Annotated in this window: 12 protein-coding genes; 8 read left to right on the top strand and 4 right to left on the bottom strand. The window is 60.2% G+C overall.

From position 1 onward, the window contains the following. Window positions 1–74 precede the first annotated feature (74 nt). The 7 genes from MHM37_RS12700 (at window position 75) to MHM37_RS12730 (ending at window position 6,942) form a co-directional block, all read left to right on the top strand. Window positions 75–2,906, top strand: coding sequence for a monovalent cation/H+ antiporter subunit A (locus MHM37_RS12700; protein WP_239296933.1), 2,832 nt, complete (start codon window positions 75–77; stop codon window positions 2,904–2,906). Then, on the top strand, window positions 2,906–3,238 hold the full coding sequence (locus MHM37_RS12705; RefSeq protein WP_139527099.1) for a Na+/H+ antiporter subunit C: 333 nt from the start codon (window positions 2,906–2,908) through the stop codon (window positions 3,236–3,238). The genes MHM37_RS12700 and MHM37_RS12705 overlap by 1 nt, the downstream gene beginning before the upstream one ends. Then, on the top strand, window positions 3,235–4,746 hold the full coding sequence (locus MHM37_RS12710; protein WP_239296931.1) for a monovalent cation/H+ antiporter subunit D: 1,512 nt from the start codon (window positions 3,235–3,237) through the stop codon (window positions 4,744–4,746). Before MHM37_RS12705 ends, MHM37_RS12710 begins: the two co-directional genes overlap by 4 nt. Further along, a complete protein-coding gene (locus MHM37_RS12715) occupies window positions 4,743–5,240 on the top strand; it encodes a Na+/H+ antiporter subunit E (RefSeq protein ID WP_139527097.1) in 498 nt (165 codons plus the stop codon). Before MHM37_RS12710 ends, MHM37_RS12715 begins: the two co-directional genes overlap by 4 nt. Then, window positions 5,234–5,503 carry a K+/H+ antiporter subunit F gene (locus MHM37_RS12720; RefSeq protein WP_044629074.1) on the top strand — a complete coding sequence of 90 codons (270 nt, stop codon included), beginning with the start codon at window positions 5,234–5,236 and terminating at the stop codon, window positions 5,501–5,503. Before MHM37_RS12715 ends, MHM37_RS12720 begins: the two co-directional genes overlap by 7 nt. A 22-nt stretch (window positions 5,504–5,525) precedes the next feature. Then, the gene (locus tag MHM37_RS12725; RefSeq protein WP_139527096.1) at window positions 5,526–5,912 is read left to right on the top strand and encodes a Na+/H+ antiporter subunit G; all 387 of its coding nucleotides are present in this window, start codon (window positions 5,526–5,528) and stop codon (window positions 5,910–5,912) included. A 178-nt stretch (window positions 5,913–6,090) separates the two neighbouring features. Continuing rightward, window positions 6,091–6,942: a DUF6694 family lipoprotein gene (locus MHM37_RS12730; RefSeq protein ID WP_239296930.1), complete on the top strand. Its 852-nt coding sequence runs from the start codon at window positions 6,091–6,093 to the stop codon at window positions 6,940–6,942. Window positions 6,943–7,012: 70 nt separating this feature from the next. Here the strand turns inward: MHM37_RS12730 and serB are convergent, their stop codons facing one another. From serB to pgi, 4 genes are all read right to left on the bottom strand, one after another. After that, complete coding sequence (gene serB, locus MHM37_RS12735) at window positions 7,013–7,930, bottom strand: phosphoserine phosphatase SerB (protein ID WP_139527094.1); 918 nt, start codon at window positions 7,928–7,930, stop codon at window positions 7,013–7,015. Window positions 7,931–7,933: 3 nt separating this feature from the next. After that, window positions 7,934–10,186 carry a DNA topoisomerase IV subunit A gene (parC, locus tag MHM37_RS12740; RefSeq protein ID WP_239296929.1) on the bottom strand — a complete coding sequence of 751 codons (2,253 nt, stop codon included), beginning with the start codon at window positions 10,184–10,186 and terminating at the stop codon, window positions 7,934–7,936. 7 nt (window positions 10,187–10,193) lie between these two features. After that, a complete protein-coding gene (gene parE / locus MHM37_RS12745) occupies window positions 10,194–12,089 on the bottom strand; it encodes a DNA topoisomerase IV subunit B (protein WP_139527092.1) in 1,896 nt (631 codons plus the stop codon). A 182-nt stretch (window positions 12,090–12,271) separates the two neighbouring features. Next, a complete protein-coding gene (pgi, locus tag MHM37_RS12750) occupies window positions 12,272–13,975 on the bottom strand; it encodes a glucose-6-phosphate isomerase (RefSeq protein WP_139527091.1) in 1,704 nt (567 codons plus the stop codon). Between the two features lie 114 nt (window positions 13,976–14,089). On the opposite strand from pgi, the gene cmoA reads away from it, so the two are divergent. Continuing rightward, on the top strand, window positions 14,090–14,833 hold the full coding sequence (gene cmoA / locus MHM37_RS12755) for a carboxy-S-adenosyl-L-methionine synthase CmoA (protein WP_139527090.1): 744 nt from the start codon (window positions 14,090–14,092) through the stop codon (window positions 14,831–14,833).

A 14,833-nucleotide genomic window follows, 5' to 3' on the forward strand; every position in this document is an offset into this window, starting at 1 on the left:
CTTGATGTATCTTCGCCTCCTGGGCAACGCTCGTTGCTTGGGTGACTTTTTGATTTTTTGCGCTGGATGACCTCATGACACTGCTGTGGATCGCCTTACTGCCGTTACTGGGCGTACTGGTGCCGGCACTGACTGCCCAACGCGGCCGCACTTGGTGCTCGCTTGCCACGGGCATACTGCCAGCAACGGCGCTACTACTCACGCTGCTGCAAATTCCGGCCCTGCTGGAGGGCGAAGCGCTGCGTTTTGCAGCCGACTGGATGCCCGCCCTTGGCCTGGAGCTGGCGTTTCGCCTTGATGGCCTGTCGCTGCTTTTCAACCTGCTCATACTGGGCATAGGACTGCTAATTCTATTGTATGCCCACTTTTATTTGGCAAGCGATGAGCCTTTTGGACGTTTTTACGCCTTCTTGATGCTGTTCATGGCATCGATGGTCGGCATTTCCATGTCCGACAATTTGATCCTACTTTGGCTGTTCTGGGAGCTGACCAGCCTATCGTCGTTTCTGCTGATTGGTTTTTGGTCCTACCGAAGCGATGCTCGTAAAGGGGCACGCATGGCACTGACCGTGACCGGTGCAGGCGGACTGGCTCTGCTGGCGGGCCTGCTTCTGCTGGGCGATATGGCGGGCAGCTACCGCATGGATGTCGTGCTGACTAGCGGCGCTGCCATCGTCGAGGATGCGCGCTACCCGCTGATGCTGGTGCTAGTATTATTGGGGGCGTTCACCAAGTCCGCACAGTTTCCTTTTCAGTTCTGGCTTCCCCACGCCATGGCGGCTCCTACGCCGGTATCGGCTTACCTGCACTCGGCCACCATGGTGAAAGCGGGTATTTTTCTCATGGCGCGTTTGCATCCGGCCATTGCCGATAGCGCGCTGTGGAGCGTGATCGTGCCACTGGTGGGTACCATCACGCTGCTCTATGGCGCGTGGTTTGCGCTGTTCAAAACCGACTTGAAAGGCATTTTGGCGTTTTCGACCGTCAGCCACTTGGGCTTGATCACCGTACTGCTGGGGATTGGCAGCCCCATGGCCGTGCTGGCGGCGCTGTTCCATATCCTGAACCACGCCACCTTCAAAGCGGCGCTGTTCATGAGCGCGGGTATCATCGACCATGAAACCGGCACCCGGGAGCTGAAGCAGCTTGGCGGGCTAAAAAAAGCGATGCCGGTCACCGCCCTGCTCACCACCTTGGCCGCCGCCGCCATGGCGGGGGTACCGCTGTTCAACGGCTTTTTATCGAAAGAGATGTTTTTTACCGAGACACTCGCCACTCCCGTGCTGGGCGGCTTGAGCTGGGTACTGCCCGCGTTGGCGGCGCTGGGCGGCATTCTCTCGGTGGCATACTCACTGCGACTGGTCCATGCGGTCTTCTACAAGCCCGCCCGCGAGAAGACGCCCAAAGCCCCTCACGAGCCGCCTCACCTCATGCGTTTGCCCGTGGAGCTTTTGGTTGCGCTATGTGTCTTGGTGGGCCTATTCCCTGCTTTTTTTGCGACCGGTATTTTGGAGCTAGCCACCCACGCCGTGTTGAATGAGCCGTTATCGTTCTATCTCGCCATCTGGCACGGCGTGAATTTGCCATTGATGATGAGCTTGCTCGCCTTTGCAGCGGGCATTGCCATGTACTGGCGCCATGCCGATCTGCGTCGTTTCATGCAGCCCTTCGACAGCGTCGATGCCCGTCGCGTTTTCGAGCGTTTGATCCTTTCCACCGGCTATCGCGCCGAACAGGTCATGACCAAGCTGGAAGGAAATTCGCTACAGCGCTACATGGGCTGGTTACTGGGGGCCGCTCTACTCATGGGGGTGATCGGTCTTGCCAGCATCCAAGAACTGACGGGGAGCCAAGGCAATCAGCCCATCGATGGCGTCGTACTGCTCGGCGCAGGCATGCTGATGTTTGGAGGTGTCGCTACTGCAGCCACCCACCGCTACCGTTTGATATCACTATTGATGCTGTCGGTAGTGGGCCTGTTCGTCGCCCTGACCTTTGCCCGCTTCTCCGCACCGGATCTCGCGTTGACCCAGCTGTCGGTAGAGGTCGTGACGATGATTTTGCTAATGCTGGCACTCTTCTTTCTGCCGCAAAAAACACCAACCGAATCGAGTCCGATGCGCAACGTACGCGACATCCTGCTAGCCGGTGCGCTGGGCCTCGTGGTGGCCAGTTTGAACTACGCGGTGATGACTCGCGAGACGCTTTCGATTTCCAACTTCTTCGTGGAGAACAGCAAGCCTGGCGGCGGCGGCTATAACGTGGTCAACGTCATCCTGGTCGACTTCCGGGGCTTCGATACGCTGGGCGAAATTACCGTATTGGCGATTGCCGGCCTGGCCATTTTCAAACTGCTCAACCGCCTGCGCCTGTTCATGCCACACAGCGATGGCGAAGGGCGCGTCTGGTCGCCGGATCGCTACCCGGCCATTTTGACCTCGATCTCCATGGCACTGCTGCCGTTGGCACTGCTGGTCTCGGCCTTCATCTTCTTACGCGGCCATAACCAGCCCGGCGGCGGCTTCATTGCCGGTTTGATCACCGCGGTTGCGTTGATCCTGCTGTACATGGCGCGGGGCGTCGAGTGGGCACAGGAGCGCCTGAACTTTCCCTTCCAGCCCGTCGCCGTGGTCGGTGTGGCCATTGCCACCCTCACCGGGCTGGGTAGTTGGCTGCTGGGTTACCCCTTCCTAACCTCGTCGTTTGGCTATTTCAGTCTACCGCTGATTGGCACGTTCGAGCTTGCCACGGCGCTGCTGTTCGACTTGGGTGTGTATCTCGCGGTGGTGGGCGCCACACTGATGATTTTGGCCAATTTGGGCAAGGTGACGACACCGCACCGACCGGTGACCGATCCGAAGATGTCCGACCACCACGACACGCCGAACGAAAAGGAGTCCCACTAATGGAAATGCTCTACGCCATTACCACGGGCGTTTTGACTGCCTGCGGGCTGTATCTGACGCTGCGTGGAAGGACGTTCCCGGTCGTGGTGGGCCTTACGCTGCTCTCTTATGCGGTCAATCTGTTCTTGTTCTCCATGGGCGGGCTGACCACGGATGGCGCCGCGTTAGTCAATGAGGGCTCTCAGTTCGCCGACCCGCTTCCTCAAGCACTGGTCCTCACCGCCATCGTCATCGGCTTTGCCATGACGGCGTTCGTCGTCATTCTCGCCATGCGGGCGCGTAGCGAAGTCGGTAACGACCACGTGGATGGTAAAAAGGAAGACCGCGAATGATTCAGCATCTGATTGTATTGCCCGTGGTACTGCCGCTGGTCGCAGGTATTTTGTTGCTTTACCAACGCCAGGGGCTCGTGCATTACAAGCGCGCCGTCAGTGTCGTTGCCACGTTTCTATTGCTGCTAGCTTCGATTGCCCTGCTGCACCAAGCCGCCAGCGGCGATATCACCTACTACGCGTTGGGCGACTGGCAACCCCCGTTTGGCGTCGTACTGGTGCTCGACCGCCTCTCCGCGCTGATGGTGCTCCTGACGTCTCTGTTAGCCGTGGGCGCTGTGGTGTTTGCCTGCGGTGGCGACGACGAGAAAGGCAGTAACTTCCACGGCTTGTTCCAGTGGCAGTTGCTGGGTATCAACGGCGCGTTCTTGACCGGCGATCTGTTCAACTTGTTCGTTTTCTTCGAAGTGCTGCTGTTGGCTTCCTACGCACTGCTGCTACACGGCGGCGGCAAAGCGCGCATTCAGGCCAGCGTTCACTATGTGGTGCTCAACCTGGCAGGCTCGTCGCTGTTCTTGATTGCGGTTGGCATTCTGTACGGGGCCACCGGCACGCTCAATATGGCGGATATGGGCTATAAAATCGCCAGACTGCCCGCCGAGCGTGAAGGGCTTGTAACGGCCGGTGCGTTAATGCTGCTGGTGGTATTTGGCCTGAAAGCAGCCATTTTGCCGCTCTATTTCTGGCTCCCCCGCGCCTACGCAGCGGCACCTGCCCCGGTGGCAGCCCTGTTTGCCATCATGACCAAGGTGGGTATCTACGCCATTCTTCGGGTCTATTCGCTGATGTTTGGCGAGCAGGCAGGCGGGCTCGTCGCGCTGGAACAGCCGTGGGTATGGTGGCTAGCCCTTGCCACCTTGGCAGCGGCTGGCGTAGGCGTGATGGCCGCCCGTGACCTACGCCTGTTGGTGGCTTACTTGGTGTTGATTTCGGTTGGCACGCTGCTGGCGGGTGTAGGCATGCGCTCCGCCGAGGCCACTTCTGCCCTACTCTACTACCTCATCCACACGACCCTGGTGACCGGTGGCCTGTTCCTACTGGCGGAAATGATTGGCTTACAGCGCGGCAAGGCCGGCACGCGGATCGTCAAAGGGCGCCCACTGGTACAAGGCAATGCGCTGGCGATCGCCTTTTTCATCGGTGCGATTGCCGTGGTGGGAATGCCACCGCTGTCGGGTGCTTTGGGGAAAGCGATGGTCCTGGTAGCGGCCGAGGGCACCCAGCGCGTGTGGCTATGGCCGCTGCTGCTGCTGGCCAGTCTCGCCTCGCTCATCGCCCTCTCCCGGGCGGGCTCGACGCTGTTTTGGCGCAGCCACCGGGGCAGCCCTAGCGGCAGTCCGCTATCCCGCTATCAGTGGATGGGCATGCTGTGGCTACTCAGCGCTGCGCCGCTGCTGGTGGCCTTTGCCGGGCCGGTAAGCAGCTACACCCAAGCCACGGGTGAGCAGCTTGCCAACCCTCAGCGATTGATCGAAACGCTGCTGCCCGACGCAGGAGAAACACCATGATTATCCCACGCAAATGGCTACCCACACCGGTGCTATCGTTACTGCTGCTTCTGGTATGGCTGCTCCTGGTACGCAGCTACGCTTTTGGTCAGCTGGTATTGGGGGGCGCGCTGGCCATAGTGATTCCTTTGTTGACCCATCGCTTTTGGGATGCCCGGCCACGTATCAACAAACCCATGCTGCTACTGCGCTTTGGATTGCGAGTATTAGGCGATATCGTGACCGCCAATTTCGAGGTGGCGTACCTGATCGCGAACCCGTGGCGCAAACTCAAACCCCACTTCATCGAGTACCCCCTGATGCTGGAGGAGCGTTTTACCATCACGCTGCTCGCCAGCACGATCAGCCTGACGCCGGGAACCGTATCGGCCAACCTGCGTATGGATGGCAAATCCCTGCTGATCCATGCGTTGAATGTGGACGATGAAGAGGCGCTCATCGAGCAAATTCGCGAACGCTACGAACGGCCGCTCAAGGAGATTTACGAATGCTGAGTATTGCGCTCTATATCACCTTAGCGCTGGTGGTGATGGCTCTACTAATGAACCTTTACCGACTGACGGTGGGCCCCGACCTCCCTGATCGGGTGCTGGCGCTGGACACCATGTACGTCAACTCCATCGCCTTGATCGTGCTACTCGGGTTATGGCTCAACAGTAAGACCTATTTCGAGTCGGCCCTGCTGATCGCCATGCTCGGCTTTATTAGCACCGTGGCCGTGTGCAAATACATTCTGCGCGGAGATATTATCGAATGAACCTGATCGATGGGGTGCAGTGATGCCATTTTTCGTTGAAGCGATCATTTCTTTGCTGCTGTTAGCGGGCGGTGTATTCGTATTCATCGGCTCGTTAGGTATGGCACACCTGCGCGATTTCTACATGCGCTTACATGGCCCTACCAAAGCCACCACGCTCGGCATCGGCTGCATGCTGATTGCCTCCATGGGCTACTTCTGGAGCGTCGATGGTAAACCGGATATCCAGGAGCTGCTGATCACGCTCTTCCTCTTCATCACCGCACCGGTCAGCGCCCATCTGCTGGCCAAAACCGGCCTTCATATGCAGTTGAAGCATACTCAAAAGACCCAGGGCAAGCCGATTGAGTTACGTTCAGAAGAAGTCGGTGAAAAGCCGGTGCCCCACCCGGACAAAGGGCACGGCTAGGCATCGCCTCTCTCTGCGAGCGCTGGCATCTCGCCAGCGCTTTTTTTGTCGGCTGCTAAACCGCTGACCAAGCAGCAAAAGACTTGGCGATCAGCCTGAGAAGTACTCGACAGAAAGTAGTGGCGAATGCCACTTTCCGGTAAGCTCTTGCCGATCGATTTTATGAGGTAACGTAATTATGTGGCGCCTACTCAGGCTATCTGCACTTTCTTTGTCTGCCCTGATGCTTGCGGGCTGCGCCGACCCCAAGGTGGATACGAGCTCCATGCCCGCCGCGGTGGTATCGATCGAAAAAGTGCGCGAGTCGCTGCCCACTTACAAGCGCGACGAGTTCGATACCGCGGTCAAAATCATTGCCATGTCATCGTTTAGCGGTATCGATCCCTTCAATCCCCAGCGCATGAACGCGGCTGAAATTGCCGAATCGGCCAATGCGTACATGCATGGACTGACAGGAGATGAAATCATCGAGCGCGCCGACAGCATGCTACGCGAACGACGCGCGCGTGAACGCGAGCAAGCGTTGCGCACGCTCAATCGTCTCGAAGCCAAACAGGCTAACGCTCAGCGTGACCAGGAGCGCTTGGCACAAATCCGCATCGATAACGCTCGCTACTACCTTGCCACTAGCCCCTTTGGCGCGCTAGAGCCAGTGATCGAATTGGCCGTAACGAATGGCACGGATCACACTATCTCAGAGCTCATGCTGCGTGGGTTACTGGAAAGCCCCGAGCGGGATATCGCCTGGGTGGATCAAACCTTCTACTACGTGATTTCAGGGGGGCTAGCGCCCGGCGAAAGCGCCACCTGGAGCCTAGCACCCAACCGTTTCGGGCCCTGGGGCAACGATCAAATTCCCCGCAATGCCGAACTATCGCTGACCCTCTTGGGCGTCAACGATGCCAACGGCGAGCCGCTATGGAACGCGCCACCGCTCACCGACAGCGAGACGGAACGACTCACATCGCTGCGCGAGGAGTATGAAGGAATACGCCCTCAAACCGCAGATAGCGGCGCTAGCGATGATTAACAGATAGCCACTCATAAAACGGCGGCGCTGAGCAGATCAGCACCGCCGTTTTCACCGATCCGTCGCCGACTTAGAGAAGCTCAGCGTCGCTATAGCCCAGCAGATACAGCACGCCATCCAGCCCCGCCACGGAAATGGCTTGTCGCGCTTCTGCCCGCACTAGCGGTTTGGCGCGAAAGGCCACCCCCATGCCTGCCGTCGCGAGCATTTTTAAATCGTTTGCGCCATCGCCCACGGCAACGGTCTGCGCCAACGGCACCCCTTCCCGCTTGGCGATCTGCGTCAGCAGCGCCGCTTTACGCTCCGCATCGACGATGGGCTCTTGCACCGCGCCGGTCACTTTGCCTTGCTCGATGACCAACTCGTTGGCATGAATTTCGTCGAAACCCAGCCGCTCCTGCAAATAGCGAGCGAAATAGGTAAAGCCCCCGGAAAGAATCACGGTTCGGAAGCCCAAGCGTTTCAAATTGACCAGCAGGCGCTCGACGCCCTCCATGAGCGGCAGCTCTGCGGCAATGTTCGCCAGTACCGACTCTTCGAGACCTTCCAGCTTGCTCATGCGCTCGCGGAAACTGGCTTTGAAATCCAGCTCGCCGCGCATGGCTCGCTCGGTCACTTCGGCTACTTCTTCACCGACGCCATGGCGCCGGGCCAGCTCGTCGATCACTTCCGCCTCGATCAGCGTCGAGTCCATGTCGAAGCAGGCCAAACGCGGCGCCTCGCCGGAGCGGAGTGGCTGTACGACGAGATCCACACCATGGGTATCTCCTAGCGCCAGCGCCGCCTGGCGCAGCGCCGTGAGAGATTCGGGCGCGCCGCTGACGTGAAGCTCCAAACAATCCATGACGCTGCCACGTGCCGTGTCAGCCAACCTCTGGCGACGCTCCTCCTGTAGGCCAAACTGCTCCATGAGCGACGCCACTGCCAGCTCCACCGTTGCCGTCAGGCGCGGCGCTATCAGCGTGACCACCACATTCCCGCGTGCCATCCGTTACTCCCCTGCTTCTAAACGATCGACTTTTTGGAAACCACGCGGCAGCTTACTGCCCCGCCGGCCGCGCTCACCGCGATAATACGCGAGATCGTCCGCTTTGAGCGTCAATTTACGTTTGCCAGCATGAATGATGAGCTCACTTCCTTCCGTCACGATGGCGATGTCGCGCACGAACTCTTCCCGGCGCGACGCGCGGGGGCCGGGGATATCGAGCATTTTGTTGCCCTTGCCCTTGGCCATTTCCGGCAACTGATCCAGAGGAAACAGCAGCAAGCGCCCCTCATTGGAGACCGAGGCGACCCAAAGTCCCTCGCCCTCCGGCACCTCGATGGGAGGCATGACGCTACACCCCTTGGGCACGCTGAGCACGGCTTTACCCGCCTTGTTTTTGCCCGTGAGCGCTTCGAGCTGAGCCACGAACCCGTAACCGCCGTCGCTGGACAGCAGAAAGCGCGTGGTAGGCTGCGCAAGCATCAACCCCGCCATTTGTGCCCCGGCGGCGACATTCACGCGGCCCGTCACCGGCTCGCCCTGCCCTCGGGCACTGGGTAAGTTATGTGCCGCCAAGGTATACGCGCGGCCCGTATCGTCCAACAGCACCAATGGCTGGTTGGTCTTGCCACGCGCAGCGAGACGAAAGCCATCGCCCGCTTTATAAGAGAGCCCTTCCGGGTCGATATCGTGGCCTTTGGCCGCACGAATCCACCCCTTATCCGACAGCACGACGGTAATCGGGTCGGCGCCCAGCAGCTCCACTTCTGACAGCGCCTTGGCTTCGCTGCGCTCGACCAGCGGCGAGCGGCGGTCGTCGCCATGTTCTTTACCCGCAGCGCGAATCTCTTTTTCGATCAGCGTGGTGAGCTTGGCGTCGCTCGCCAACAGCCCTTGCAGGGTCTTACGCTCTTTCTCCAGCTCGTCCTGCTCACCGCGAATCTTCATCTCTTCCAGCTTGGCGAGATGGCGAAGACGCAGCTCGAGAATCGCTTCTGCCTGACGCTCGGTCAGGCCAAAGGCACTCATCAGCGCAGGTTTGGGCTCATCCTCTTCACGGATGATACGAATCACCTCGTCGATGTTCAGATACGCCGTGAGCAGGCCTTCCAGAATATGTAGCCGATCTTCCACCTTGCCAAGGCGATGCTCCAAGCGGCGGCGCACGGTGGCACGGCGGAAACGCAGCCACTCCCCCAGCATGTCGGTCAGCGGCATCACCCGAGGGCGGCCATCCAGGCCAATCACGTTCATGTTGACCCGCACGTTCTTTTCGAGATCCGTGGTGGCAAACAGGTGCGCCATCAGAGATTCGACATCCACACGGCTCGAGCGCGGCTCGATCACCAGCCGGGTTGGCTCTTCGTGGGTCGACTCGTCGCGCAGATCGGCGACCATGGGCAGCTTCTTCGCCTGCATTTGCGCGGCGATCTGCTCCAACACCTTGGCACCGCTAACCTGATAAGGCACGGCGGTAATGACGATATTGGCCTCTTCGCGCACGTAGCGGGCGCGCAGCTTGACCGAGCCACGGCCGGTCTCGTAGAGCTTACGCAGATCCGCTTTCGGCGTGATGATCTCTGCATCCGTCGGGAAATCCGGGGCAGGGACGAACGCCATCAAGTCCGCCGTGGTGGCCTCGGGGTGACGCAGCAGATGGCAAGTGGCCTCCACCACCTCGGAGACGTTATGGGGCGGAATATCGGTGGCCATGCCCACGGCAATCCCGGTGCCCCCGTTGAGCAGCACGTGGGGCAGCCTCGCGGGCAATACCACCGGCTCCTGCATGGTGCCATCGAAGTTGGGCGCCCACTCCACGGTGCCCTGGCCCAATTCACTCAGCAACACCTCGGCAAATTTGGAAAGCTTGGCCTCGGTGTAGCGCATGGCCGCAAACGATTTGGGGTCATCGGGGCTCCCCCAGTTGCCTTGGCCATCCACCAGCGGGTAGCGGTAGCTGAACGACTGCGCCATCAGCACCATGGCTTCGTAGCAGGCGCTATCCCCGTGGGGATGGAACTTACCCAGCACGTCACCCACGGTACGCGCCGACTTCTTGTACTTGGCATTGGCGTGCAGCGCCAGCTCGCGCATGGCGTAAATGATGCGCCGCTGTACAGGCTTCATGCCATCGCCAATGTTGGGCAACGCGCGGTCTAGAATGACGTACATCGAGTAGTCGAGGTACGCTTTTTCGGTGTAATCGCGCAGGGACAGACGCTCGACGTCGCCCTCCGCTACCTGAATATCCATGGTCATCGGGGGGTCATACCTCAATGTCTGCCAAGTTACCGTAATCTTCCAACCACTTCTTGCGGTCGCTGGCGCGCTTTTTGGCGAGCAGCATGTCCATCATTTCCAGGGTGCCGTCGCCCTCGTCCAGCGTGAGCTGTACGAGACGGCGGGTTTCCACGGCCATGGTGGTTTCGCGTAGCTGCAGCGGGCTCATCTCCCCCAGCCCTTTGAAGCGCTGGACGTTGGGGGTGCCGCGTTTTTTCGCCAGCTGCTTCAAAATGGCGGCTTTCTCGCTCTCATCCAGGGCGTAATGCACCTCTTTACCCAGGTCGATCCGGTAGAGCGGCGGCATGGCCACGAAGACATGCCCGGCATCGACCAGAGCGGGGAAGTGTTTGACGAACAGCGCGCAGAGCAGCGTGGCGATGTGCAGCCCGTCGGAGTCGGCATCCGCCAGGATGCAGATCTTGTGATAGCGCAGCTTTTCGAGGTCGGCGCTGCCGGGGTCGGCGCCAATCGCCACGGCAATATCGTGCACTTCCTGGGAGCCGTAAATATCGTGGGAGTCGACTTCCCAGGTGTTGAGGATCTTGCCACGCAGCGGCAGGATGGCCTGAGTATCGCGGTTACGCGCCTGCTTGGCGCTGCCACCGGCCGAGTCCCCCTCGACTAAAAACAGCTCGCTCTGCGCCGGGTCCTGACCGGAGCAGTCCGCCAACTTGCCGGGCAGCGCTGGGCCTGACGTGACCTTCTTCCGCGCAACCTTCTTCGACTTCTTTTGACGCTGCTGGGCGGCGCTGATCACTAGCTCGGCTAGCTGTTCGGCCTGCTCGACGTGATGGTTCAGCCACAGCGAAAAGGCGTCTTTGACGACCCCGGACACGAACCCCGCAATGGTGCGCGACGAGAGGCGCTCCTTGGTCTGTCCCGCAAACTGCGGGTCGAGCATTTTCACCGAAAGCACGAAGGAGGCGCGCTCCCACAAATCCTCGGCGGTCAGCTTGATGCCGCGGGGCAGCAGGCTGCGGTATTCGCAGAACTCCCGGAGGGCGTCCAGCAGGCCGGACCGAAAGCCGTTGACGTGGGTACCGCCCTGGGGCGTGGGAATCAGGTTGACGTAACTTTCGAGCAGCGCCTCGCCGCCCTCCGGCAGCCACTGGATGGCCCAGTCCACGCCGTGCTCGTCGTCGCTGAAGTGGCCGACGAACGGCTCCTTGGGCAGCACCTCGTAACCATCGGTGGCTTCGGCCAAGTAGTCGCGCAGGCCATCGGCGTAGGCCCACTCGGTTTTGGTGCCGTCCGGCTCTATGAGGGTGACCGCCAGCCCTGGGCAAAGCACCGCTTTGGCACGCAGCAGGTGTTTGAGTTTGGAGAGCGCGAGCTTCGGGCTGTCGAAGTAGCTTTCGTCCGGCCAGAAGCGCACCAGGGTGCCGGTGGCACGTTTGGCGGCCTTACCGACTTCGTGCAGCTCTTCGACCTTTTCGCCGTGCTCGAAGGCAATGGCGTGGCGGGCGCCGTCGCGGGTGACTTCGACTTCCAAGCGTCGCGACAGCGCATTGACCACCGAGACGCCCACGCCGTGAAGGCCGCCCGAAAAGCGGTAGCTCGACGAAGAGAACTTACCGCCCGCGTGCAGCTTGGTGAGAATGAGCTCGACCCCCGATACGCCGTGCTCCGGGTGCAGGTCGATGGGCATGCCCCGACCGTTATCCTGCACCTCGATGGCGCCGTCACTCTGCAGCACCACGCTAATGCTCGACGCATGCCCGGCCAGCGCCTCGTCGACACTGTTGTCGATGACTTCTTGCGCGAGGTGATTGGGACGCGAGGTATCGGTATACATACCGGGACGCTTGCGCACCGGCTCGAGCCCTGAAAGGACCTCGATCGAACTCGCGCCGTACTGGGAGGCATCAAACTGGGTCATGTAACGTCGGTTCCTGAAAAAACGGACTGAACAAAAGCGCAGAAGCGGTCTGGCTGAGTGGCGTGCAAAGACGCCACCTCGAACACTTATCACAGAGGCTCAACACGATAGACCGCGCCTAAACGCACACAGGATAGCGGAAAAGCAAAAAGCTGTATATCCAGCCATATAGATCGAACGGCCTACACCTGCTCTGCTGCCCACAATGCCTCGATGAGACCGCGGCTAGACGCATCCATACGAGCGATATCGCCCTGGCCATCGATGATGGCCTGGGTATCGGTGGCAATCTGCTTACCCAGCTCGACGCCCCACTGATCGAAGGGGTTGATGTCCCAAATGACGGCCTGAACGAAGACCTTGTGCTCGTAAAGTGCAATCAGCGCGCCCAACGTGGCGGGCGTCAACTGATCCAGCAGCACCGTGGTCGAGGGCTGATTGCCCCGGTATCGCTTGTGCTCGGGCCGTGGGCCCTCTTCGTCGAGGGCGTCGTCCCCCAGCATCAGCACGCGGGATTGTGCAAAGCAGTTGGCCAACGCCAGGCGATGCTGAGCCTTCAAGTGGCGGCGGGTATCCGGCTCCTCGACCTCGTCGTAACGCTTCAGGGGAGCAATGAAATCGCAGACCACCGGTTGGGTGCCCTGGTGCAGCAACTGATAAAAGGCGTGCTGGGCGTTCGGGCCGAGCTGCCCCCAGAGTACCGGGCAGGTGGAGTAGTTGACTGCTTGGCCCTGTCGGGTGACCGACTTACCGTTGGACTCCATCTCGAGCTGCTCTAGGTAAGCGGCAAAGTACTCCAACCGTCCGTCGTAGGGCAGAATCGAGTGGGCGCGAATATCCAGAAAGTTGACGTTCCAGATGCCCGCCAAGCCCAATAGCACCGGCAGGTTGTCGGCCAGCGGCGCATCGCGGAAGTGGCTATCCATAGCGTGGGCACCCGCCAACAGTTCTCGAAAATGCGCCATGCCTACCACCAGCGCGATCGGCAGCCCAATGGTACCCCACAGCGAGTAGCGCCCGCCGACCCACTCCCAAAACATCAGCTGATGGTCAGAGGCAATCCCCCACTCACTCATCTTTTCAGGGCTGGCCGATACACCGATAAAGTGCTGGCGCACGATCAGCGCCTCGCTGATCGGTTTGGCATGAGGGCTCGCGTCCGGCAGGTCGGCGTGCTGGGTGAGTCGCCCGATCAACCAGTCGCGGGCCGTGTTCGCATTGGAGAGCGTATCGATGGTGGTGAACGACTTGGACGACAGCACGAACAGCGTGGTCTCCGGGTTGAAACGGCTGAGGTAATCCGCCAACTGAGAGCCGTCCATGGTCGAGGCAAAATGCACCTCGACCGGATGAATATCCCGGGGCCGATAGTCCGATAGCGCATGGGTCACCATGAGCGGACCCAAATCCGAGCCGCCCACACCTAAGTTCACCACGTGACGAATCGGCTTGCCGGTGGCCCCACGCCACTGGCCAGCGTGCAGGCGCTGCACCAGACGCTCCATCTGCGCCAAGCTGTCATGCACGGCCTCGACGATATCCTCGCCTTCCACGTCCAGGCTCGCATCCGCAGGTAAGCGCAAGGCAGTATGCAGCGCCGGGCGGTTCTCACTGACGTTCACCCGTTTGCCGCTCAACAGCGCCTCGATAGCGCCTGGAACACCCGCTTCGCGCGCCAGCGCCAGCAGATGCTCCAGCGTATCGTCGTCCCAACGCTGCTTGGAAAGATCGAGGGTCAGCCCCGCTACCTGACGCGTAAAGTGCTGCCAGCGTCCAGGGTCGTCCCCAAACAGGTTTTTCAAGTGAACGTGTTTAAGCGCTTGCGCATGCTGCTGTAACGTTTGCCAAGCGGGAAGCGTATCGGGAGTTGCTGTTGCGAAAGCCATGTGCCCTCTCCTGTGGCGTCGTTCCGTGAGGCAGGAATCTGAATGGATCAGGCCTGTTCTGCGATAACAAGGGCGCGTAAACTACGCAACCTCATTAACCATCCTGGCTTGCCCATGAGTGATGCATCTTACCGCGACGCTATCTTTTCAACACCCCTAGACAAGGTGGCTAGGTTCTCCTTTGATGAGCAGGTCGTCGCATGCTTCCCTGATATGATCCGCCGCTCGGTGCCCGGCTATGGCCAAATCCTGGGTATGCTGAGCCTGATTGCCAAACGCCATCTGCGCCACGGTGCCCACGTGTACGATCTGGGCTGCTCGCTGGGCGCCTCCGGCCTTGCCCTAGCAGGCGCCCTGCCCGCTGATGCGTTCCTCTATACCGGTATCGACCTTTCCCCGGCCATGGCCGCCCGCGCCAAGCAGACCTTTCTCGAGGAGTGCCCCGACCATGCGTTGCAGGTCGAAGAAGCCGATATTCGTACCTACGAGTATGCGCCGTCGGGGATGATCATTCTCAACTTTACGCTGCAATTCTTGCCCCCGGCCGACCGGGATGCGCTGCTCAAGCGCCTTTATGATGCACTGGAGCCCGGCGGCGTGCTGATTTTGTCGGAAAAGACCGTCGATGCCGACGAGCGCGACAATGCCTGGCGGGTCGAGCGCTACCACGACTTCAAGCGTGCCAACGGCTATAGCGATATGGAGATCAGCCAAAAGCGCACCGCGCTCGAGAACGTGCTGATTCCCGATACGCTCGATGCGCTGCACGAGCGCTTGTCGCTGGCGGGTTTCCCCCGCTCCATGACCTGGTTCCAGTACCTGAACTTCACCTCGCTGATCGCCTTCAAGGAGGGTTAA

This window comes from Halomonas sp. MMH1-48 (assembly GCF_022348105.1).
GTDB classification, from domain to species: domain Bacteria; phylum Pseudomonadota; class Gammaproteobacteria; order Pseudomonadales; family Halomonadaceae; genus Vreelandella; species Vreelandella piezotolerans.

Bases quoted from the DNA above. Each gene is read 5' to 3' on its own strand.
- cmoA (WP_139527090.1), top strand. From the start codon at position 14,090: ATGAGTGATGCATCTTACCGCGACGCTATCTTTTCAACACCCCTAGAC.
- MHM37_RS12730 (WP_239296930.1), top strand. From the start codon at position 6,091: ATGTGGCGCCTACTCAGGCTATCTGCACTTTCTTTGTCTGCCCTGATG.
- MHM37_RS12710 (WP_239296931.1), top strand. From the start codon at position 3,235: ATGATTCAGCATCTGATTGTATTGCCCGTGGTACTGCCGCTGGTCGCA.
- serB (WP_139527094.1), bottom strand. From the start codon at position 7,930: ATGGCACGCGGGAATGTGGTGGTCACGCTGATAGCGCCGCGCCTGACG.
- MHM37_RS12725 (WP_139527096.1), top strand. From the start codon at position 5,526: ATGCCATTTTTCGTTGAAGCGATCATTTCTTTGCTGCTGTTAGCGGGC.
- MHM37_RS12705 (WP_139527099.1), top strand. From the start codon at position 2,906: ATGGAAATGCTCTACGCCATTACCACGGGCGTTTTGACTGCCTGCGGG.
- MHM37_RS12700 (WP_239296933.1), top strand. From the start codon at position 75: ATGACACTGCTGTGGATCGCCTTACTGCCGTTACTGGGCGTACTGGTG.
- parE (WP_139527092.1), bottom strand. From the start codon at position 12,089: ATGACCCAGTTTGATGCCTCCCAGTACGGCGCGAGTTCGATCGAGGTC.
- MHM37_RS12715 (WP_139527097.1), top strand. From the start codon at position 4,743: ATGATTATCCCACGCAAATGGCTACCCACACCGGTGCTATCGTTACTG.
- MHM37_RS12720 (WP_044629074.1), top strand. From the start codon at position 5,234: ATGCTGAGTATTGCGCTCTATATCACCTTAGCGCTGGTGGTGATGGCT.
- pgi (WP_139527091.1), bottom strand. From the start codon at position 13,975: ATGGCTTTCGCAACAGCAACTCCCGATACGCTTCCCGCTTGGCAAACG.
- parC (WP_239296929.1), bottom strand. From the start codon at position 10,186: ATGACCATGGATATTCAGGTAGCGGAGGGCGACGTCGAGCGTCTGTCC.